This is a genomic window from Bacillus sp. UNC322MFChir4.1 (genome assembly GCF_000746135.1).
In the GTDB taxonomy this organism is placed as follows: domain Bacteria; phylum Bacillota; class Bacilli; order Bacillales; family Bacillaceae_G; genus Bacillus_A.
In genome coordinates, this window is the sequence record NZ_KN050809.1 from 114,579 (window position 1) to 135,367 (window position 20,789).

21 protein-coding genes and 1 riboswitch are annotated in these 20,789 nt (G+C 35.3%); of the genes, 2 read left to right on the forward strand and 19 right to left on the reverse strand.

Going from position 1 to position 20,789, the window contains the following annotated elements:
• Positions 1-32: 32 nt before the first annotated feature.
• From BR72_RS17835 to BR72_RS17890, 12 genes are all read right to left on the reverse strand, one after another.
• Positions 33-1,019, reverse strand: coding sequence for a YpdA family putative bacillithiol disulfide reductase (locus BR72_RS17835; protein ID WP_035435109.1), 987 nt, complete (start codon positions 1,017-1,019; stop codon positions 33-35).
• A 116-nt stretch (positions 1,020-1,135) separates the two neighbouring features.
• Positions 1,136-1,666, reverse strand: a complete 531-nt coding sequence (locus BR72_RS17840) for a peptidoglycan recognition protein family protein (RefSeq protein WP_035435111.1) — start codon at positions 1,664-1,666, stop codon at positions 1,136-1,138.
• Between the two features lie 79 nt (positions 1,667-1,745).
• The gene (locus tag BR72_RS17845; RefSeq protein WP_035435113.1) at positions 1,746-1,979 is read right to left on the reverse strand and encodes a DUF3961 domain-containing protein; all 234 of its coding nucleotides are present in this window, start codon (positions 1,977-1,979) and stop codon (positions 1,746-1,748) included.
• Between the two features lie 153 nt (positions 1,980-2,132).
• Complete coding sequence (locus tag BR72_RS17850) at positions 2,133-2,345, reverse strand: hypothetical protein (protein ID WP_035435115.1); 213 nt, start codon at positions 2,343-2,345, stop codon at positions 2,133-2,135.
• Positions 2,346-2,900: 555 nt separating this feature from the next.
• Positions 2,901-4,184 (reverse strand): NAD-specific glutamate dehydrogenase, encoded by a 1,284-nt coding sequence (gudB, locus tag BR72_RS17855; RefSeq protein ID WP_035435117.1) that lies wholly within the window; start codon positions 4,182-4,184, stop codon positions 2,901-2,903.
• Between the two features lie 247 nt (positions 4,185-4,431).
• Positions 4,432-5,037 (reverse strand): genetic competence negative regulator, encoded by a 606-nt coding sequence (locus tag BR72_RS17860; protein ID WP_035435118.1) that lies wholly within the window; start codon positions 5,035-5,037, stop codon positions 4,432-4,434.
• A 77-nt stretch (positions 5,038-5,114) separates the two neighbouring features.
• Positions 5,115-6,014, reverse strand: coding sequence for a MerR family transcriptional regulator (locus BR72_RS17865; RefSeq protein ID WP_035435120.1), 900 nt, complete (start codon positions 6,012-6,014; stop codon positions 5,115-5,117).
• Between the two features lie 25 nt (positions 6,015-6,039).
• A complete protein-coding gene (locus BR72_RS17870; protein WP_035435121.1) occupies positions 6,040-6,816 on the reverse strand; it encodes a metallophosphoesterase in 777 nt (258 codons plus the stop codon).
• A gap of 420 nt (positions 6,817-7,236) precedes the next feature.
• Positions 7,237-7,731: a LysM peptidoglycan-binding domain-containing protein gene (locus BR72_RS17875; RefSeq protein ID WP_035435124.1), complete on the reverse strand. Its 495-nt coding sequence runs from the start codon at positions 7,729-7,731 to the stop codon at positions 7,237-7,239.
• Positions 7,703-8,317, reverse strand: a complete 615-nt coding sequence (locus BR72_RS17880; RefSeq protein ID WP_035435125.1) for a CPBP family intramembrane glutamic endopeptidase — start codon at positions 8,315-8,317, stop codon at positions 7,703-7,705. The genes BR72_RS17875 and BR72_RS17880 overlap by 29 nt, the downstream gene beginning before the upstream one ends.
• On the reverse strand, positions 8,317-9,843 hold the full coding sequence (locus BR72_RS17885; RefSeq protein WP_035435128.1) for a RecQ family ATP-dependent DNA helicase: 1,527 nt from the start codon (positions 9,841-9,843) through the stop codon (positions 8,317-8,319). Before BR72_RS17885 ends, BR72_RS17880 begins: the two co-directional genes overlap by 1 nt.
• Position 9,844: 1 nt before the next feature.
• Positions 9,845-10,894 carry a YpbB family protein gene (locus BR72_RS17890; RefSeq protein WP_035435637.1) on the reverse strand — a complete coding sequence of 350 codons (1,050 nt, stop codon included), beginning with the start codon at positions 10,892-10,894 and terminating at the stop codon, positions 9,845-9,847.
• Between the two features lie 225 nt (positions 10,895-11,119).
• Between BR72_RS17890 and BR72_RS17895 the strand changes: the two genes are divergently transcribed.
• Positions 11,120-11,368 carry a ferredoxin gene (locus tag BR72_RS17895; protein WP_035435130.1) on the forward strand — a complete coding sequence of 83 codons (249 nt, stop codon included), beginning with the start codon at positions 11,120-11,122 and terminating at the stop codon, positions 11,366-11,368.
• A 149-nt stretch (positions 11,369-11,517) separates the two neighbouring features.
• Here BR72_RS17895 and BR72_RS17900 read toward each other — a convergent pair whose 3' ends face one another.
• Positions 11,518-12,096 (reverse strand): ECF transporter S component, encoded by a 579-nt coding sequence (locus BR72_RS17900; RefSeq protein ID WP_035435132.1) that lies wholly within the window; start codon positions 12,094-12,096, stop codon positions 11,518-11,520.
• A 163-nt stretch (positions 12,097-12,259) separates the two neighbouring features.
• Positions 12,260-12,396, reverse strand: a riboswitch (FMN riboswitch).
• A gap of 407 nt (positions 12,397-12,803) precedes the next feature.
• Between BR72_RS17900 and BR72_RS17905 the strand changes: the two genes are divergently transcribed.
• Positions 12,804-13,490, forward strand: a complete 687-nt coding sequence (locus BR72_RS17905) for a hypothetical protein (protein WP_035435135.1) — start codon at positions 12,804-12,806, stop codon at positions 13,488-13,490.
• A 33-nt stretch (positions 13,491-13,523) separates the two neighbouring features.
• Here BR72_RS17905 and BR72_RS17910 read toward each other — a convergent pair whose 3' ends face one another.
• The 6 genes from BR72_RS17910 to resB form a co-directional block, all read right to left on the reverse strand.
• The gene (locus BR72_RS17910) at positions 13,524-14,138 is read right to left on the reverse strand and encodes a peptidoglycan DD-metalloendopeptidase family protein (protein ID WP_035435138.1); all 615 of its coding nucleotides are present in this window, start codon (positions 14,136-14,138) and stop codon (positions 13,524-13,526) included.
• An 86-nt stretch (positions 14,139-14,224) separates the two neighbouring features.
• Positions 14,225-14,806 carry a cob(I)yrinic acid a,c-diamide adenosyltransferase gene (locus BR72_RS17915; RefSeq protein ID WP_035435140.1) on the reverse strand — a complete coding sequence of 194 codons (582 nt, stop codon included), beginning with the start codon at positions 14,804-14,806 and terminating at the stop codon, positions 14,225-14,227.
• A gap of 174 nt (positions 14,807-14,980) precedes the next feature.
• Positions 14,981-16,717, reverse strand: a complete 1,737-nt coding sequence (locus BR72_RS17920) for an ATP-binding protein (protein WP_035435639.1) — start codon at positions 16,715-16,717, stop codon at positions 14,981-14,983.
• A gap of 32 nt (positions 16,718-16,749) precedes the next feature.
• A complete protein-coding gene (locus BR72_RS17925; protein ID WP_035435142.1) occupies positions 16,750-17,466 on the reverse strand; it encodes a response regulator transcription factor in 717 nt (238 codons plus the stop codon).
• Between the two features lie 445 nt (positions 17,467-17,911).
• The gene (gene ccsB, locus BR72_RS17930) at positions 17,912-19,069 is read right to left on the reverse strand and encodes a c-type cytochrome biogenesis protein CcsB (RefSeq protein WP_035435143.1); all 1,158 of its coding nucleotides are present in this window, start codon (positions 19,067-19,069) and stop codon (positions 17,912-17,914) included.
• Between the two features lie 14 nt (positions 19,070-19,083).
• The gene (gene resB, locus BR72_RS17935) at positions 19,084-20,706 is read right to left on the reverse strand and encodes a cytochrome c biogenesis protein ResB (protein ID WP_035435147.1); all 1,623 of its coding nucleotides are present in this window, start codon (positions 20,704-20,706) and stop codon (positions 19,084-19,086) included.
• Between the last annotated feature and the right edge of the window lie 83 nt (positions 20,707-20,789).

The window sequence follows — 20,789 nt, forward strand, 5'->3', positions numbered from 1 at the left end:
GAAGGTGTTTTTCACTTCTTACCGTTCCATTATCAACTTTTCTGTTCTCGATTTGCAATGAGTTGCGCAATTGCAACCCCATGAAACCGGCCATTTTCTATAAAAATTTCATTTGCGTTATTACCAGCGGCAATTACACCTGCAATATAAATTCCTTCCACATTCGTTTCCATCGTTTCTTCGTTATACAGCGGTCTTCCTGTTTCAGAGTCAATTTCCACACCCATTTTTGTTAAGAAACTATGGTCCGGATGATAACCTGTCATAGCAAAGACAAAATCATTTGAAACCGTACATTCTTCGGTTCCTACTGTATATGTAACTGTATGTTCTGTAATTTCTTTTACATGCGCACCGAATTCCATTTTTATCGTTCCTTGCCGTACTAACGCTTCGAATTCTGGTAAAATCCACGGTTTAATACTTGGAGAATATACGTGACCACGATATAAAACTGTCACACGTGCTCCGCACTTTACAAGTTCTAACGCCGCGTCTACGCTTGAATTCTTTCCTCCAATGACGATAACGTCACGATTAAAATAAGGATGCCCTTCTTTGAAATAATGCATTACTTTTTCTAACTCTTCTCCAGGAACATTCATATAATTTGGGTTATCATAATATCCAGTTGCGATAACAACATATTTTGCCTTATACTTCTCTTGCTTGCCGTCACTCTTTAACGTTTGAACAAGGAAAGCATCTTCTTCTTTTCGCACTTCTTCTACGCGTTCAAACGCGTTCACACGCACTTGTTTCCGTTTTACTACTTCCCGGTAATACGCTAATGCTTGATTGCGAACAGGCTTACGGTTTTCTGTAATAAAAGCAACTCCACCAATTTCTAGTTTTTCACTAGAAGAAAAAAACGTTTGATGTGTTGGATAATTATAAATTGCATTAACAATATTCCCTTTTTCAATCACAAGTGGATTAATCCCAACATTTTGCATCGCAATCGCTGCCGCTAATCCGCACGGTCCGCCTCCGATGATAATTACTGTTTCCTTTTGCATGTAAGGTTCAACTCCTAGTCTTCTACTCTCTCTATTCAAAAAACAATGCAAACAAGAAAAAACCTACTTTCAGCAGTAGGCACCTATCTATATTGTATTCATTTTTCATATATTTGTCATCTATACGATACGTACATGCGATAGACGTCCGCTAAAAACTGTTTAAAAGGTATGCCTTGATTTGTTAATACACGTTCCGGATCAATCTTACGAGCAGGATCAAGCTTTTTATGTGACACAATATCTGTCCTTGGATTTAACCCAAAATTATGACACAAATAGGCATGATACCAAGTAAAACGTGTATATGCATTCCAAAAATTTATATTTCCCCCGTAGCAAAGTTCAACACCAATCGCTGCGCTATTAGCATTGTAACCATATATATCATTATCTGTTGGAACGTTGTATCGAACATGATAAGCTACCTCATTGATTGGAATAATTTCAAGTATGGTTGTATCATCAATAAATGTATGAGCTGAAGCTTTCGGTTGCACTTCATTAAAATAGTCACGGTTTCCAATCGCATTACTACCTGGATTCCCAGTGTCATGACTGACAATAAAACGGACTTTTGAAAGTGGAAAACCAGGCCGAGAGCTTCCATGTTTAATGTAATTTCGCTGTATAGGAAACTTCGCCATTCACATCATCTCCGCTCTAATAGAATAACCTACCTAATCTTATATGTATTCAGATGATGTGTCCCTATCACAATCATTATCAAGAAAACAAAAAATCCATCATATTCGAAACAAATACCATAAATAGTAACATACTTACTGCCAACGTATAGAAACCATAAAACCAAACTTCATCTTGCTTCGTTTCTAAACCAAAAAAACGATTCACTGTCTGTAAGAAGGAATACTCTTTCACGTTCTTTTTACGTAAATTTTCAACTCGCTCCATTACATGTGCTGGCATCATAAAACGTTGTTCTGCAGTCGTTTTCATTACAATCTCCCCTTTATTATTAGCGAATGCTTTCCACCAATGAATCCCGAATAAACTGATCCCTATGGAACTTTCACTTTATTTCCGTTTTTCTATCTAAGGAGATTATAGCACAAATGTTCTGTCAGAACAAGTGTTCTTTTCTATTTTTTACTAATTCATGTAACTCATAAGTAATACAACTAATGCGTATACACCTGTAATAAGTGGACCGATAATAACTACTCCGAACAACAGAGAAGCAAGTGCCTCCCAAAACAGCCGAATAGGCGATATTGTTTCCATTTGTTTTCTCTCTAGCTTCTTTTCTAAATTCATAATTCGCTTCTCTAATTCAACCACTTGTTCCATTAGATCCATTTGCATGTTTCTCCCCTTTCTCCCAGCACTTTTCTATATAAATCTGTTTTAATACTTTGACACCTTTATCTAGCCCTCATGTCTAAGAATCTTCCACACGAGAAAGTATAAAAGAACCTTAGCCAACAGACTTAAACAGTCGGCTCCGCTTTTCTTTATAAGTCGCTGCTATAGAGAATAGCTTGCTCCCTTTGTTTTAAACCAAGCATGTGGACCGCTCACACTCTCGTCCTCCTATAAAGTGAAACTTTAATCAGTGGGGGTTTTCTTCATCCCCCACTGATTATTAGTTGAACCAATCGGGCTTTTACGGGCAGTTTATCTCCCGCCTAACTTCTTTGCTTCCGCTGAATTTTGAGGCGGGAGTATTACTGCCCGTTAATGCGGGATAAACATGAAAGGGCTTTTATGGCAGTTTTTTAACTTATATACATATATATTCCTCCAACTTACCATCAGTAGAAATACGAATGGAAACCCCACTTAATCTCACAATCTAAATACGACAAAAAACCGCAACTTCCTTTAAGGAAATTGCGGTTTTCATAATCAATAGTTGGCTTATACCCAGCCTCTGAAGCGACTTGCTTCTGCCATTTTACGAACACCAACCATATAAGCTGCTAAACGCATATCCACTTTACGAACTTGCGATGTTTCGTAAATAGAATCAAACGAGCTTACCATTACTTTTTCTAAACGAGCCTCTACTTCTTCTTCAGTCCAATAGTAACCTTGGTTGTTCTGTACCCACTCAAAGTAAGAAACTGTTACGCCACCAGCACTTGCTAATACGTCTGGAACAAGTAAAATGCCACGCTCTGTTAAAATTCTTGTTGCTTCTAATGTTGTAGGACCGTTTGCTGCTTCTACAACAATTTTCGCTTTAATATTCGCTGCATTTTCTTCTGTAATTTGATTTTCAATCGCAGCTGGTACTAAAATATCACAATCTAATTCTAATAATTCTTTATTTGAAATTGTATTATTGAATAATTTTGTTACTGTACCAAAGCTATCACGACGGTCTAATAAATAATCAATATCTAAACCATTTGGATCATGAAGTGCACCGTAAGCATCCGAAATCGCAATTACTTTCGCTCCCGCATCGTGCATAAACTTCGCTAAGAAGCTACCTGCATTTCCGAATCCTTGTACAACAACACGTGCACCTTTAATATCGATATTACGTTTTTTCGCTGCTTCACGAATACAAATTGTTACACCTTTTGCAGTCGCTGTTTCACGGCCATGAGATCCACCTAATACAAGTGGTTTCCCTGTAATAAATCCAGGTGAATTAAATTCGTCAATACGGCTATATTCATCCATCATCCATGCCATAATTTGTGAATTTGTAAATACGTCTGGAGCTGGAATATCTTTTGTTGGCCCTACAATTTGACTAATTGCTCTTACATAGCCACGGCTTAATCTTTCTAACTCACGGAAAGACATTTCACGTGGGTCACAAACGATACCACCTTTACCACCACCGTATGGTAAATCAACGATACCACATTTTAAGCTCATCCAAATTGAAAGTGCTTTTACTTCATTTTCCGTTACATTCGGATGGAAGCGAATACCACCCTTTGTCGGACCAACAGCATCATTATGCTGAGCACGATATCCTGTAAATATTTTAACAGTCCCATCATCCATACGAACTGGAATCTTCACTGTCATCATACGAATTGGTTCTTTAAGTAATTCATATACCTCGTTTGGATAACCCAATTTTTCTAAGGCTTCTTTAATAACAATTTGCGTCGAATTCAACAGTTCAAAATGTTGTTCTCTTTGTTGTGTTTGTGTTTGAGCTCCCTTTTCGGCTACCATAGTAAGTAAACCCCCTGTAATTTCACTTGTTTAGTAAACCTTCATTGCTTAGTATACACTCTTAAAATAGGAATGCAAGAGAAAACGCTAACAAAAGTATACAAACCTTTTTTTACTTTGCAAACGTTTTCAATATCATTATAGTATTTTTGTTATTTTTAGAAAAGCAAAACGATTAAAAAGTTAACATTTTTTATATAATATAATGTTTAAATATTTTATATATAGAAAACCTCAACTAAATTACTTAGCTGAGGTTTTCTTTTGCGATAAAGTAATTGTAGATTTGTTTAATTGCATCATTTGCCATCAGTTCTTTTCCATATTCCATCATTCGATAAATTGTAATTGTGGAGGAGTTACCAAACTCCGCCAAAATAGCAATCATATCTTCTTTTAATAACGTAGCCGTTTCCTCTTCTATCCATAAATAAAAACGATCTTGCCATCCATAAAGCTTTCCACCTATTATTCCAAGACTATATAAACGACCAGCTAATGCAATCATATCGTCTAACGAATTAAATTCGTATAATATATGCTCACTCTCATCAAGAGTAACTTGCATTTCAATGTATTCATCTTGGAATTCTTCTTCCGTATCTAACTCTTGATTTTCTTTTGTGACAATAACAACCATCCCTTGCGCTTGCAATGAAAACACTTCTACTGCAATTGGACCATCAGCTTCAAAGCCGAGCTCTTTATTAGCTTCTTGCATCATATCTCGAAATAACTGTTGAACTTTAGGAGCATTTTTCCATAAATCTTCCTTCGTAAGCCCACGTTCTGACAAATCATCGAACGTCAGAAAGATTTTTATTTTATTATAATTTAAACGTTCCAGCCTCATCCCGTAACCTCCTTACGCAACCGTTGCATCTAATTTTTATTATATGAAACAGAAAATAGATGGTTCTTTCCGAACAACTATTCTAACATTTTTAACCATTCATTCCACTCTTCTTTCGTATCCCCAACAAACAAGTTATGAATCTCTTCTTTTTCTTCATTAGAAGCAAACCTAAAGGCAACACCGGCAAGTCCGATAGTAAGATTCTTATATTGCTCACGTAATCTCTTTGCAAGCTGAACACTTCCCATTATATTTTCTTGCATTGTACAAGAAATAAACAAAAATTTAGGGTTTACTCGTGTAATTACTTCATGAATACCGGCTTCCTCTATGCCTGTCCCAATATAGATTGTTGGATAACCTTTTCGGCGTAAATATGTTGTAAAAATAAATAATTCGAGTTCATCTACTTCTCCTGGAACACATATAGAAAGTACCTTTGATGTTCCTGCATTGGTGGGTATACTATGGTAAATCGCTCCCACACGTGATCGTAAAAGAGATACTGCATATTGTTCCTCTACGCTTGTGTTTTTTTCATTCAAGCGCTTCTCTCTTAGCTTGAACAATAATTTTGTGAATACCTCTGTAACCACTTTATCTATAGAAAAAATACTAAACGCTTCATCCAATAATTCAAGAGCTTGTTTTTCATCAAATTTTAACAAAGAATACAAGATATCGTCTACTAAAAGTTCTACTTTATTATATTCTTTTTCTGATAAATTGTGATTTCTTAATTGATCATTTTCTAATAAACTTACTGCTTGTCCAATGGTAAATCCTTGATTCAGTTTATTAATAAGCCATTTAAAAATTTGAACATGTTCTTCCGTATATAAGCGATGTCCAGCATCATTACGTTTCGGTGTAATGATTCGATATCGTCTTTCCCAAGCTCGCAATGTTCCTGGATGTATACCGAGCATATTGGAAATAGCTTTAATATTATATTTTCCAGTTGAATTTGGCATATTTCTTCCCACCTTAAAAGCAGCGTCAATCTTTTCTTCGTAAGGTAATCAAATGCGTTTGTGCAGGAGCTCGAAACCGTAATGGTACAAATGTTGTTCCATAACCATTACTTACAAACAAAGTCGTATGTGGATATTCATAAATTCCACCTTTCAAAAAACGTGTAGCATGAAACAGCCGAATTTGTCCGCCGTGCGTATGACCACTTAATATACAGGAAATACGTTCCATTCCATTTAATTTATATAAAATATCAGGGTTGTGGCTCACAAGGATGCGAAAGCCCTCTTCTTTGCAATCCGCTAACGCTAAATCTAATCGATCACGCCTCAAACCTACATCATCGACACCTAGTAGCCATATTTTCTCTCCAAGATCCGATTCAAATAACGTCCCTGTATTATCTAAAATTTTCACGCCATTTTGAAGAAGTAACGCATCTAATTCGTGAAAATTAATTTCATAATCGTTATTGCCCCAAACAAAATATACTTGTCCTATTTCATTTAACCGTTTAATATTTTCAGCTACTCGTGATAGAGGTACTCCTCGTTCAGCTAAATCCCCACCTATAATAACAAGGTCTACTTTTCCTTTTACTTTCTGTATTAAAGATTGAGATACCGTTCTTTTGTGAATATCTGAAATAAAGAAAATTCGAACTTCTCCAAAACTTATTGGAAAATCTGCAAATAATATGGTGTGCTCTAACAATGTATTACGTATCGCTTCTCTATACATCATCATAAAACAAACCATTACAATACATACAATGAAACAACCTAACACGACCCAAGTCATACACTTTCCCCATCTTTCTTCTTAACAGAATCTATCTATATATACAAGTTAAAAAACGACATAAAAACCCCTCTCTTTTAGTGAAGGACGAGAGCATCTGGCCGTGCATAGAAGCTGTCAGGGCCTTTTCCTGCCACATTCGAGGTTTCAAACAAAGAAAACAATCAAGTACAGGTCATGTTGTACTCTGCATAGAAGCAAATTATATGTCGAAAGATTAAAATGAATTTATATAATCACATCATAACACATCTTGAAGAAAAACCTTCTACGATCAGTAGAAGGTTTTCTTCATCAAATTACTTATTTGTAATAAGATTGATACACACCAGCAGTTATCCCCCGGCTATCTTCTTCAAATTTCTCACAAACTTTAGATAGGGGCTTACCATCAGCAAATAACAGGATGAAAATTTCTCTTTATTTCTTCTTTTCTGCCCCTGTCTTCTTCGGAATTTTCAATACCTGCCCTGGTTTCAATCCTTCTGCTATCTCATTATATTTCTTTATAATTGCTATTCCATCTTCGTTCGGAAAATATTTCTTTGCAACCTCTTCCAAAGTCTCTCCTTCTTTCACTGTATGAAACTGAAATGCCTCTGATGAGGATGATTTTGATTCATGATTTGTTTTCTTTTTTGAATCAAAAAAAATAACTTCAAATGGACTTTGTTCAGAATTAGCCTCAGATTCTTTGTTTTTCTCTACAACGTAACGCTCGGTATACCATAAAACCCCAATAGGGAGAAGGATAAATAATACTGTTAAAATCCGAACAAAAAAGTGCTTTATTTTAAATTTTGATTTTTGATTTTTTTTGTCTTTATGAACTTCACTACGTGGCGGTAAACCCTCTTCTGTTTGCGTTGACTCATTCAAACTCTCTTCAAACTCTGTTGTCGGCCTTGTCGTCATCCCGGTCACCACCATCTATCATTTGATTTCTTAATTGTAATCCCATTATGAAATCGACTAAAAAATGCGCAAAAATTGTAATTACTAAATTCCCTGTATATTGAAACACAAAACCAAATACAATACTAATTAACAACACAAAACAAAATAAAAATGGCTTAGTAATGTAGCGAATATGTAAAACAGCAAATACTACACTTGCAAAAATTAGGCCAAAGTACGTTTGTATCACACCACGAAATAGAAATTCTTCTGCTGTTCCGATCAAAAGAGTAACAGCCAATATTTGCAACACAGACATTCCTTGAAACATACGATCATTAATCCCACCGTCATCAAACCACGATTCAGGAAAAAGATACATTGCAATATGATCCAACAGAACAATAATACAAGCTACTCCTCCACCTATAAAAAAAACAGATGAAAAGTCCCAGTACCATAAATCCAAAAATGTATCCATACTCGGAAAAAATGTATACGCTAATAGTATTCCCACACATATAACAATTGCTTGTGTAATATATAAATTCAGTCTGATTTCTTTTGGGCTCATGTCTTCAATACTTTTCTTGCGTATATCCATCATTCCTTCCCTCTAAATCCGAAAAGCAATTGTAACTCCGCTTCCCAATTATATTCGAAAACAGATTGTCTCGCTTGCTTTTTTTTATAATCTTCCATATGAATTCCGCAATGATTACAACAATTTTCCGGCTGTATTTCCTTTATATATCCAAATTTCGAAAGGATTTCCTCTCTTTTGCAATCTGTTCGCCTTATCCATTCTTTCATCATTTCTAATTGACCATATTTATTATAAAGTCTCGTTCTCACTTCTGTAATTAATTTCTGCTCAGCTTCATCAGACAAGGATTCAATCATCAATTGCCTATGCTGTATGATTTTCATCTTTTCAAAATGATAGCGAATAAATCTCCAGTATTGTTCATTCAATCCTGCTGCATTATAGCAAATTTCTTCTACATCTTCTAACGATAACACTTTTTTTTGTAACGTTGTTTCACGTAATAAGGAAAATAAAAACCGAATTTGTTGTTCATTTGGTAATTCTTCTTCAATAATGGTGAGCGGCAAATCATGATCAAGCGGGCTACATAATAAAATAGCAATGCTCGGTTCTCCATCACGACCCGCTCGTCCAATTTCTTGTAAATAAGATTCTATATTAATTGGATAATGGAAATGAATAATATATCGTGTATTTTGCTTATTCACACCCATTCCAAATGCACTTGTACAGACAACAAGTTGCAGTTGATCATTCATAAATTGTTGCTGAATTAACATCCGCTCTTCATGTTCCATTCCACCGTGATAATATGCAACATCATTAATGCCCTCATCCCTTAAATACGCTGCAAGACGCTCAGTCCAAGCCCTACTTGAACAATAAATGATCCCAGGTCCTTGTAGATATTTCACGTAAGATAATAATGCCTCTTTTTTCTCTTGAATCGTTTGGACAAACTCGATTTTCATAGCGATATTAGGGCGATCAATCGAATATAAATGTTGCTTCACATCTTTCAAATGTAAGCTTTCAATAATATCTTGTAATACTTCTTTCGTAGCTGTGGCTGTTAAAGCAAGAACTGGGGGGGAACCTATGGATGCAATAACTTGATCTAGCTTTTTATAATCTGTTCGAAAATCATATCCCCATTGTGAAATACAATGCGCTTCGTCCACAACAAATAAAGAGATATGAATTTTTCTTAGTTCTTTTAGCAGTACATCTGATTGCAACATTTCAGGAGATACAAATACAAATTTATAAGAATGCAATCGTCGCATCGCTTCTTTTTTTTCTATTATTGTTCGAAAGCTATTCAGAGCAATAACTTGATTTTTCACTATATATTTTAATTGTGTAACTTGATCTTCCATTAAAGACAATAATGGTGACACAATTAGTACCGTTCCATCTTGTACAAGCCCTGGCAACTGATAACAAAGCGATTTTCCGCCCCCTGTTGGCAGCATCGCGACAACAGAGTTTCCCTTTAATAAATCTGCAACGACTTCCTTTTGTCCAGATCGAAATGTTCGGTATCCAAACCACTGATATAAAACATCTTCAAGTCTCATGTCATCCCCCTACTCGCGCTAATACAAGACGAATTTCAAAATAGGAAACATGCTCTCCAGCAGCTTGTTTTAATATTCGCAGCTTCCGTGTTTGTAACTTCTCAATCACATTCTGTATTTGCTTCATTTTTTCTTTTTCTATAAATTGCTCCACCTGAAATTCTTTCTCACGTAATGCAATTTCTACAATATGATCTTCAATTGTTGCAACTTTCAATTTTCTAATCCGCGCAATTTCATCCATACTTCTTCCTTGTTTCCATAATTGATACGTTTTTTGTGTGGATATACTTAATAGATCTGCTTTTTCATTTGGATACGCAATAATTTGTGTTAGCAATGGAAACTGTTGCTTATGATGTTGCACATGTTGAATGATGAAATGAATTGTTCCCCAAAATAAAAGATATACGCGATGTTCATCTTGTTTCATCATATCTCCAAGCTGCTCCGTTGTATAACCAATACGATGATATCCCGTTAGACGGTACACAAAACTATTTGCTTCTATAGGAGTCACATTCATTAATATGAAATGGATTTCTTTATATAACTGTTCCGCTAAATATTCTCTTGAAAAAGAAGAGCTCGTAATAAATTGTTTGACCCATCTCGTAATTTCTGTATCTTGCTGAATCGGAATAAATTTCACATTTTGCTGCTGTAAATTTGAGACAGTTTGTATAATTAAGGATAGTCTTTTCCAAAAATTCTCTCCAAGTTCACCATATTGAAGACCATGTAAATGTTTCGGGAAATAAAATTTTTCCCTCCATTCATTTAATTGTTTTTCTCCTACTTCAGATAAAATGTAAGTATTTTCATGAACACATGTAATAAGTTGTGCGTTTAATAATGTTTCAATCTGTTTATCATAATCATGACGTCTTATAGATTTATATACACCAAATAAAAAGGAAAGATGAAACATATTCCCATCCTGAAACGTTTGCGAAGAACGCTTTCCTTTTAAAAGGTGATAAATGGAAGAAACTGTCCGTTCACCTTTTAATTGCTTTAAACAGTATAGTACAGTATATTGTAGCTGCAATGACGCTTCCATCCTTTCACTCTACTTCTATTTCCATTGTAACAAAATGCATCTTATTTAGATATTTTTAAAATATCATGAACGATTGAAGAAATTAGTTGACATTTTTAATTGATAAGAATTATCATTATAACTTTGTATTGAAAAGTTATAAAAACCGTTTTACAATAAGATTAGAATTTTTATCAGTGTTTTTATACATATTCTCGAGGAGGTAATTTAAAGATGGCAAAATATACAATTGTTGATAAAGATACTTGCATTGCATGTGGAGCTTGCGGAGCAGCTGCACCAGATATTTATGATTACGATGATGAAGGTATTGCATTCGTAACATTAGACGACAACCAAGGTATCGTTGAAATTCCAGATGTATTAGTTGATGATATGATGGATGCATTTGAAGGTTGCCCAACAGATTCTATTAAAGTGGCAGACGAAGCATTCGACGGCGACGCATTAAAATTTGAATAGTCTCCAAAAATAACCCTCAAATAATGAGGGTTATTTTTTACTGAAAAAAAAATTCTCCTTCTAAACGAATGGAAACCTCTTAGCAGTCAGACTTTTACAAGATAAAAAGGCATCAGCAGAAAAATATCCACTGATGCCAAATCTTCTATTTACGCATTTTTCATTTTCGCAAACACCCATACTTTTAATCGAGAAAATAAAGGAACAAAAACAATTGTTACGATAATTCCTTTAATTAAATTAAATGGTAAAATTGCCGCCACAATCATTTGACGCATTGCACCGCTAGACATAGCAGGTTGACCTAAGAACCAAGTGTAGGCTGGTAAAATGATGAAATAATTTAGTACACTCATAATAAGAGTCATACAAATTGCTCCTAACATCAATCCAGTTGTTAAACTTTTAATTGTACGATGTTTACGGAACAACATAGATGCTGGAAGAATAAAGAGACATCCCGCTATAAAATTCGCCACTTCCCCTACTGGCACTCCTGTTAAACTTCCTTGGATACCATAATACAGTACGTTTTTTATCGCCTCTACAATTACACCTGAAAGTGGTCCAAAAATAATAGCTACAATTAATGCTGGGACATCACTAAAATCAATTTTCAAAAACGGTGGTAATCCTGGAAATGGAAAATCCAGCATCATTAGCAAATACGCAATGCTAGAAAGCATCGCAATGCTCATCATTTTTACTACACTCTTCTGTTGTTTCATATTTCTCTCTCCTTTTCCATCGATCATCTCATGGAATGTGGAAAGGTTCTGCTATGCCCAAATATTCTAGCATGAAAAAACCCTTTGCATTCGAAACGCAAAGGGAGAAATTTAAGGCACATCAAATAGACGTTCAAATACTTATCTTTTTTGAACGTTGAACCTCCATCTTCTCCCATCCAGACTGTACTGTCGGCTTTGGAATCGCACCAAATCCTGCCTTAACGGCTCGCGGGCTTAGAACAAATACATGCGTTCATCACCGCCGGTCGGGATTTTCACCCTGCCCCGAAGATAGACCGATATTCTATTTTCCTCATCATTATACAACAACTTTAAAACAATGTGAATCAAAATGCTTCTTTTTCATTCACATTGCATAGCAGATTTTACTTATACGTAGAACAAAAGATAACTCGCATTCGCTTTCTCATTTTGTTTTCATCATTACATGCGACAGCATATTCAGATATACTTGCTCGGCGAAAAAGAATTAAAATTCTTTGTCTTTTTATTTTATAAACTGTATCTAACCAAGCCTTCATAATTGCATGACATTTTAACGATTTGTAAATAATATGACAAAAAAGAACACTTTTTTCGCGTCTCTCTCTTTTTGTTAGTAATTCTCTAGCCATTCATATGCGAAAGTGATAAGATATGATATTGTTAAGAAAACAGCATTTTCTTACAGTGGAGGAAATGTCATGCGTAAAGAAAAAAAACAATCAATACGAGAAATTATGAAAAAAAATCTTCGCAAAGAATATTTTTATTTAAAAAAAGAATTACTGTTCTATTGTCCTGTTGACTCAGGAAAATTCTCAGGAGATACATATTATGCTGCCTTTGATAAACACGGGATTAGTATATACCAATATGATAAACACTCAGACAGTAAGCTAAAACTTTGCGAACGACACCCATGGAAAAGCTGGAGAAAAGTGAAAATCGATCATTATTTAACAAAAACCCAATTCGTCTTTCAAGGAGAACGAAATTGGATTCTTTCTTTGTTTCACCAAGGAAAGAAAGCTGAAAAAATCATTCAAACTTATACATCTTTAGAAATGGAGATTGTTTCTAGATCATTTTTAAAGAAACTGCCTGGTTATCGCTCGAATACAACATTAAATATGTATATTGGAACAATTTGCTATACCGCACTAATTGCGTTTATATTAAAAGTTATCGTTCCATTTCAAGTCTTCCGAGTCGCTTTGTATTCACTGTCCCTCGGCTGTATGTTGCTCGGTCTACTTTGTTTTGTTATCGGCCTTATCGAACCTACTATTGTCCTATTTAGAACAGAAGAGAAAACAAGAGCGAAAGTATTTTATTATTATAGCTATTTAGCAATTTCTGGATTTATTTGTCTCTTTATTTTTTGGTAACAAACAAAAGAGCTAGGCTTACTAGCTCTTTTTTCAATTGATATGTAATTTTTGTGATGGATAAATGATATCTTTTTGCAGACGATTTTTTGCTTTCAATTCTTCAACAGTTGTCCCAAACTTTCTAGCAATACTCACTAGTGTATCATCCTTTTGCACAACATATACAGAAGCAGATACTACTGCATTTTGTTTTTCCCCAAGTATTTGCAAGGGATTAATCGCATTTGTTTTTGCTATCGTCCAAGCCCCTTTATGAATTTCTAAATGTAAATGCGCACCATTAGATTGTCCAGTATTCCCTACTTGTCCAATTATTTGCCCTTGCAAAATCTCTTCTCCTTCTTTCACAAGCCGTTTATTCATATGTGCATATACCGCTTCATAATCTCTATGTTTAATAAATATAACATGACCATAACTATCAGAAAAATAAGATCTTGTTACAATACCACCTTGCATGGCTGCAATTGAAGTTCCTGTTGGTGCAGCAATATCAATACCAAAATGCTTTCCATTTCTCGTTCCAAAATAATCGCTAATTCTTCCCTCCACTGGCCACTTCCACTGTTTTTCCTCAGCAGCACCTTCTGCTTGTCCTATAAAAAAGATACAAAAGAAAAACAATATTACCTTTAAAACTCTCATTGTAAATCCTCCGTTTTCTAAATAACCATTACACTTTCTCTATTTTGGTTATTTATAGAAAAAAGTATACAAAAAAAAGAAAGAGTCTATTCCTCTTTCTTTTCTTCCTTATCCCGAAATACAATTGCGCTTCTTTTATATTCTACATCATTCACGTGAGAACGAGCATTCACAATCCTTGCAACCGCAAATAAATAATCCGATAATCGATTTACGTATTGCAAAACATGTTCATTTATCTCATCTTGTTTCTTTAAAGAAACGATGCATCGTTCTGCTCTTCTTGTAACAGTACGAGCGATATGAATAATTGCTGCTCCTTCACTTCCTCCTGGTAAAATAAAGCGTTCTAGCGGCGGTGCTTCTTTTACATATACATCAATCCTTTTCTCTAGAAAAGTAATGATATCCTCTGTTACTTTATACGGAATTTTTTTCTGTACAATCGCTAAATCGCCGCCGCAATCAAACAACTCATGCTGAATTTTTTCAAGTTCCAGGTAAATATCTTGAAACAACTCACCTTGCAATAGTGTCATCGCATGCCCAATAAATGAATTCGCTTCATCAAGTGTTCCGTACGCCTCGACACGCAAATCATCTTTATCTACGCGTCCTCCAATAATACTTGTTGTGCCCTTATCTCCTGTTTTTGTATAGAGCTTCATACTTTTCCCCCTACTCTTATGTATTTTTCCTATACAAACACTTCTGTCGCTAACCAATATATAGAGAAAATAGACAACCCCGAAAAATCCAATTGATGCTCATTAAAGAATACAGACCGCGCTGCTCACGGTTTTATTTTATGAAAAAAGCTTATCAAAAAGATAAGCTTTTCATCATATGTCTGATGGTAAATATACAGAGAATGTTGTACCTTCACCTACTACACTCGACACTGTTATTTTACCCTCATGTCCGCGCACAATGTTTTTTGCAATCGCAAGCCCTAAACCTGTACCACCTGTTTTTCCGCGTGTACGGGCTTTATCTGCTTTATAAAAGCGCTCAAATAAGAACGGAATATCCTCTTCTGGAATACCAACTCCAGAATCTGATACTTCGAATACAATTCCGTTACTTTTCTCATCAATAATAAGCGATACTTTACCGCCAGTATTTGTATGCCTAATCGCATTATCAATTAAATTTGTTAACACTTGTTCCATTCGATCAGGATCAAAAGAATGCTGCTCTATAGAAGTTCGATAATCAACTAATAATTGTACTTCTTTTTCCTTCGCTATCCCTTGAAATTTCCGTGCAATCTTTTCAACAAACGGAACGACATCTACCTCAGATATATGTAATTCTACATGACCGCTCTCCATTCGAGCTAGATCTAATAATTCATTTACAAGACGCCCTAATCGTACAGATTCATCATAAATGATTTGCACAAATTCATGCACTTCTTCTTTCGTTTGAACAATATCATCTAAAATTGCTTCACTATATCCTTGCAGCATAACCATTGGTGTACGTAATTCATGCGATACGTTTGCAATAAAATCTTTCCGCATTTTTTCAAGTCGGCGCTCTTCTGTCATATCACGAAGTACTGCAACAGCTCCGCGAATCTTCGTCTGATTGTATAGCGGGGTCATCAGTACAACATAATTACCTTTTTCTAAATTTATTTCCACAACTTGCTCTTGTTCACTTTCTACAACTAAATGAAACAGTTCAACAAGCTCAGATGGTAAACTTACACTTAACTCTATCTCTTTTTCTTCATGCCATACTTGTAAGAAACGCTCTGCTGGCGGATTAATTACTACAACTTCTCCTTCTTGATTTAGCGTAATAACACCATCGGCCATACTACTTAAAATACCTGAAAGCTGTTCTTTTTCTTGTTGCAGGGCATTCATATTAAACTTCAATTGTTTCCCCATTTGATTTAAAGCTGTTGCCAATTCACCGATTTCATCTTGCGAAACCATCGGTACCTTCGCATCAAATTTTCCGCGCGCTACTTCAAAAGCGACTTCACGCATTTTACGAAGTGGCGCTGTAATTCGAGTTGATAAGAAAAACGCAAAGAATGTTGTTAAAATAATTGCAATTCCCGCAGATAAAAAGATAAAATCTGTCGATTTTTCTATTCCCTGTTTTGGTACTTGTAACGATTGATATACAAAAACAGCACCATCTTTTGATGACTTTAACGGAACACCGACAATCATCATATCATTTTCATGATTTTTCTTGTTTTTTTCATCTGGGACGCTTTTTATTTTTTGGACCTTTTTACGTTCTGTAAATACAGCTTGTAACTCTTTATCATGTTTTAAATCATCTAATGTTAATGTTACCAATCCTCGTTGAGCCGGAGATGCAGATACTTTATCATCCTCTTTAACAATAATAATCCGCGAAAGAGGGTCAGCGAATTTATATGCGATATGTTCTATCGTCTTCTCATCCGCCCCCTCTTCTATTAATTCAGAAACGCTCGTTGCAACATTTGTCAGCCTTGTTTCTCCCATCGTCACATAATAATTGTCGAAAAACTGAGAAAGTAAAATAGCGACAAAGCCTAGGACGAATGAAACGAGGAGTAAAATTGTCATCCATAACTTCCCAACAACACTTTTCCAAAGCATCAATCGTTCACAACCTCAAACTTGTAACCAACACCCCATACTGTTACAATCATTTTCGCTGCATTTGCTGATTTTTTGCTTAATTTCTCACGCAAACGCTTTACATGCGTATCAACCGTGCGTAAATCACCGAAAAATTCATACTGCCATACTTCTTTTAATAATTGTTCACGGTCAAACACTTTATCAGGTGCCTTCGCTAAAAATAGTAATAATTCATATTCTTTTGGTGTTAAATTCACTTCTTCTCCATCTGCTGTTACACGATGTGCATCATTATCAATTGTTAAGTGCGGGAATACAGTAACATCCTTTGTTGTTGTATCTTGCGTAAAGAATGTTGTTGTAACGGAACGACGTAGCACAGCTTTTACACGCAACACAACTTCACGTGGGCTAAACGGTTTTACGATATAATCGTCTGTTCCAACTTCGAATCCTTGCACTCGATTTATTTCTTCTCCTTTTGCCGTTAGCATAATAATTGGTGTTGCCTTTTTCTCACGAATCCCTTTACAAACTTCAATACCATCCATTCCAGGCATCATAATGTCTAAAAGGATAAGATCATAATCATTTTGCAATGCTTTTTCTAAAGCCGTTTCTCCATTGTCGGCTTCATCAATGATGTACTGCTCTCTCTCTAAATACATTTTTAATAAACGACGGATACGATCCTCATCATCTACAATTAAAACCTTTAGTTCATTTCCCATGGCTATCCGCTGTACATATGCATGTTACAACGGTTCACACCTACCTTTCTTCAATAAAGCGAAACTTTCCTTATGAGAATGAATGAAATCCATTTGGCGCATGCTAACAGTTATACCACGCTTATTAGTAAAGTCGAAATCCTACTTTCCCATTAGAACGAAATAACTTCTCACAGACTAGCCTTTTCACGATTGAAAGTTCACCTTCGCATTATGTTTCACATAAATAACAAAATTTGTTCATAGTTTTTCCAAAAATATGTATTTTACCTGAACAATACATTTTGTCTCGACATTATTTTACAAAATCCCTCTATACTTTGTCATGTTTTTCTCAAAAAAGAAAAGAAATGAACAAAATTAAAATAGGAAAGTGACAGTCACCTTCCTATTTTATACCGCAATAATGAACTGCACAATAGAATTCGTTAAACTTCAACTTTTGTTATGCATATGAATGTAAACCTGCGATCACTAAATTCACTACGACAAAGTTAAACATAATAATTGCAAAGCCAATTACTGCCAGCCACGCTGACTTTTCACCGTGCCACCCTTTAGACAAACGTAAATGTAAAAACGCTGCATAAAAGAGCCAAGTAATGAGTGCCCAAACTTCTTTCGGATCCCAGCCCCAAAAACGCGTCCATGCAATTTGTGCCCAAATCATCGCAAAGATTAAAGCACCTAGCGTAAAGACCGGGAATCCAATTGCAACAGAGCGATACCCGATTTCATCAAGTAAATCACTATCAACTTTCTGCACTGCTGGTTGAAGAGTTGCGGCAACTCGTTTTCGTAAAATTAATCTTAGGACAATATAAAGCAACGTTCCTACAAAAACTGACCAAATGACAGTGTTTAATTTTTTCGCATTGATAATAGCTGGTGTATTTATTACAGGCTCAAATTTTTCAGCTGTAATTAACTTTCCTTCATGAGGACCGACTAAAGCTGGTAAATTATATACCATTTCAGCTTTCTGCTCATCTTTATTTACCCATTGGAACTTAGCTTCATACTTTACACTTGAAAAAGCAGTTGTCGCCCCTATAAATCCAATTACACAAACAAGCGAAAAAATAACTGCTTCGAGCCAAAATGTTTGCTTACTTTTTTTGGACTGATCCACATTTTTCAATAAATATATAACTCCTGTTATAAAACTAATCGATAAAATAGCTTGACCAGCCGCTGCTGTTGTTACATGAATATGGAGCCAGTTACTTTTTAATGATGGAATAAGCGGTGTAATTTCTCTTGGAAACATACTTGCATAGGCTATTAGTAAAATAGCAACCGGAAGTGCAAATAGGCCAAGTATACTTGTCCGATACATAAAATAAATAATTATAAACGCACCGACCATCATCATACCGAAAAATGTACCGAACTCAAAAAAATTACTAACCGGTGCATGCCCTGATGCAATCCATCTCGTAACAAAATATACTGACTGAGCAGCAAAACCTAAAATTGTGATAGTTATCCCGATGTTTGCCCACTTTCGCCCTTTTTCTTTAATCGCTCCTCCAAAGAACAGTGTTGCAACTAAATACAATACGAAAGCAGTAAATAAGAAATTACTACTTATTTCTACCATACTCTCTCCCCACCTTAACTAATTTTTTTCTCATTTACTTTATCATTTGGCTGCGGAATACTTGTCCCTTCTAGCACCTTTTCAATCTCTTTTCGCAAACCATACCAATTTTTATTTGTATGACCCGCAATCCACCATTCGTTATCAACACACTGCACCCAAATACGACGATGATTCCAATACATCCCCTGGATAACGCCGACCATGAAAATAAAGCCTCCTAAAGCGATTACCCAAAGTGTTAAATCTTTCCGAACAGTAAGTGCTGTAACGTTTCGCGTTTCGATGCCTGCAAAAGACATTTTGTATAAATTATTTCCTTCAGGCTCTATATTTTGTTGAATTCCAACAAAACTCACTTCTCCATTTGGCGTTTCAGGCGTAAACATTTTAAAGACAAAAGCAGGGTTGTTAGGAAGCTTCGTTTTTGTATTTGGCTTGCCGCTTTCATCAAAATAAAAATCAGGAAAATAACTTAACAGATGCAGAGAATACCCATTTCCTAAATCGTATGTTTCTTTTGGATTTGCTAGATCAACAGTAATCGGGCCCCATTTTTGACCACCTTCTTTCTTTTGTAAAAAGAAAGACATTTTATTTAATTCGCCTTCTTTATAGGAAACCTGATAAAGTGCATAGTCATCAAATTTAAGAGGTTCATTTACTCGAATGTTTTCATCTTTCACTTTCTCAAGCTTCGGCTCTTCACCAGCAACGCTTCTCCCGACTACTTTATACAAAACAGCATTTGTTTGAAAATTTTTCTCTATCATCTTATTTCCAACACGATCAATCGCATCGTTAAATACTTTATTTTCTTTACTTTTATCATAAACTTCTTTAATAAATTTCTCATTTTTCAAATAATACTTTCCGTCTGTTCCAGGAATTTCTTTCGTTTCACCTTCCCGAAGCCAAAGTGATGCATCAACATACATACCAGGAACAACACGAAGCATCGTTCCAAATAAAAAAATGATAAGACCAATATGATTAACGTATGGACCCCAACGCGAAAAACGACCTTTTTCTGCTAAAATATTATTATCTTCAACTTGAATATTGTATTTTCTCTTTTTCAAGTTCTCTTTTACACATTCAATCTCTTCTGTAGTCGCATCTGCTGTTCCATATAACCGCTGTCTTTTTAAAAAACTTGGATGTCTTGTTACCCGTTGTTTTTTCAGCGCTTTATATAAAGGAACAACACGATCTAAACTACATATAACGAGAGAAATCCCAATAGATGCCACTAAAATCATATACCACCAAGAACTATATAAATTATTAAACCCTAAATGATAATACAATTGCCCAAGGAAACCATACTGCTGTTCATAGTATTCTCCTGGCGTGACAGTTGGTGGAATATACATTTCTTGCGGGAAAATCGTTCCAATTCCAGATGCGATCAGTGTAATAACAATAAGCCATATTCCAACTTTTACAGAAGAAAAGAAGCTCCAAATTTTATCTACCACTGTTTTGGAATGCGTAATAGAACGCCGCGCACTTCCTTCATATCGCATATCTAGTAATTTTGTATCCTGCTTATCTTCAAAAGGTTTTCCGCAAGCTTCACAAAAAATTGTACCGATTGGGTTTACGTGACCACAATCACATTTTACTTGTCCCAAATCTTTCACCGCCTTTTTCATATTTCTATGTATCTATGTTTTATGTATAAATTAACAAAATACTCAGAAATTTAATGATAGGT

What these genes read in the sequence shown, in the direction of transcription:
- BR72_RS17850 (WP_035435115.1), bottom strand. Translation starts at nt 2,345, where the DNA reads ATGCAAATGGATCTAATGGAACAAGTGGTTGAATTAGAGAAGCGAATT.
- BR72_RS17840 (WP_035435111.1), bottom strand. Translation starts at nt 1,666, where the DNA reads ATGGCGAAGTTTCCTATACAGCGAAATTACATTAAACATGGAAGCTCT.
- BR72_RS17880 (WP_035435125.1), bottom strand. Translation starts at nt 8,317, where the DNA reads ATGGATATACGCAAGAAAAGTATTGAAGACATGAGCCCAAAAGAAATC.
- BR72_RS17895 (WP_035435130.1), top strand. Translation starts at nt 11,120, where the DNA reads ATGGCAAAATATACAATTGTTGATAAAGATACTTGCATTGCATGTGGA.
- BR72_RS17865 (WP_035435120.1), bottom strand. Translation starts at nt 6,014, where the DNA reads ATGCCAAATTCAACTGGAAAATATAATATTAAAGCTATTTCCAATATG.
- BR72_RS17860 (WP_035435118.1), bottom strand. Translation starts at nt 5,037, where the DNA reads ATGAGGCTGGAACGTTTAAATTATAATAAAATAAAAATCTTTCTGACG.
- BR72_RS17870 (WP_035435121.1), bottom strand. Translation starts at nt 6,816, where the DNA reads ATGACTTGGGTCGTGTTAGGTTGTTTCATTGTATGTATTGTAATGGTT.
- BR72_RS17885 (WP_035435128.1), bottom strand. Translation starts at nt 9,843, where the DNA reads ATGAGACTTGAAGATGTTTTATATCAGTGGTTTGGATACCGAACATTT.
- BR72_RS17900 (WP_035435132.1), bottom strand. Translation starts at nt 12,096, where the DNA reads ATGAAACAACAGAAGAGTGTAGTAAAAATGATGAGCATTGCGATGCTT.
- BR72_RS17835 (WP_035435109.1), bottom strand. Translation starts at nt 1,019, where the DNA reads ATGCAAAAGGAAACAGTAATTATCATCGGAGGCGGACCGTGCGGATTA.
- BR72_RS17845 (WP_035435113.1), bottom strand. Translation starts at nt 1,979, where the DNA reads ATGAAAACGACTGCAGAACAACGTTTTATGATGCCAGCACATGTAATG.
- BR72_RS17925 (WP_035435142.1), bottom strand. Translation starts at nt 17,466, where the DNA reads ATGGGAAATGAACTAAAGGTTTTAATTGTAGATGATGAGGATCGTATC.
- BR72_RS17910 (WP_035435138.1), bottom strand. Translation starts at nt 14,138, where the DNA reads ATGAGAGTTTTAAAGGTAATATTGTTTTTCTTTTGTATCTTTTTTATA.
- ccsB (WP_035435143.1), bottom strand. Translation starts at nt 19,069, where the DNA reads ATGGTAGAAATAAGTAGTAATTTCTTATTTACTGCTTTCGTATTGTAT.
- BR72_RS17920 (WP_035435639.1), bottom strand. Translation starts at nt 16,717, where the DNA reads ATGACAATTTTACTCCTCGTTTCATTCGTCCTAGGCTTTGTCGCTATT.
- gudB (WP_035435117.1), bottom strand. Translation starts at nt 4,184, where the DNA reads ATGGTAGCCGAAAAGGGAGCTCAAACACAAACACAACAAAGAGAACAA.
- BR72_RS17875 (WP_035435124.1), bottom strand. Translation starts at nt 7,731, where the DNA reads ATGACGACAAGGCCGACAACAGAGTTTGAAGAGAGTTTGAATGAGTCA.
- BR72_RS17915 (WP_035435140.1), bottom strand. Translation starts at nt 14,806, where the DNA reads ATGAAGCTCTATACAAAAACAGGAGATAAGGGCACAACAAGTATTATT.
- BR72_RS17905 (WP_035435135.1), top strand. Translation starts at nt 12,804, where the DNA reads ATGCGTAAAGAAAAAAAACAATCAATACGAGAAATTATGAAAAAAAAT.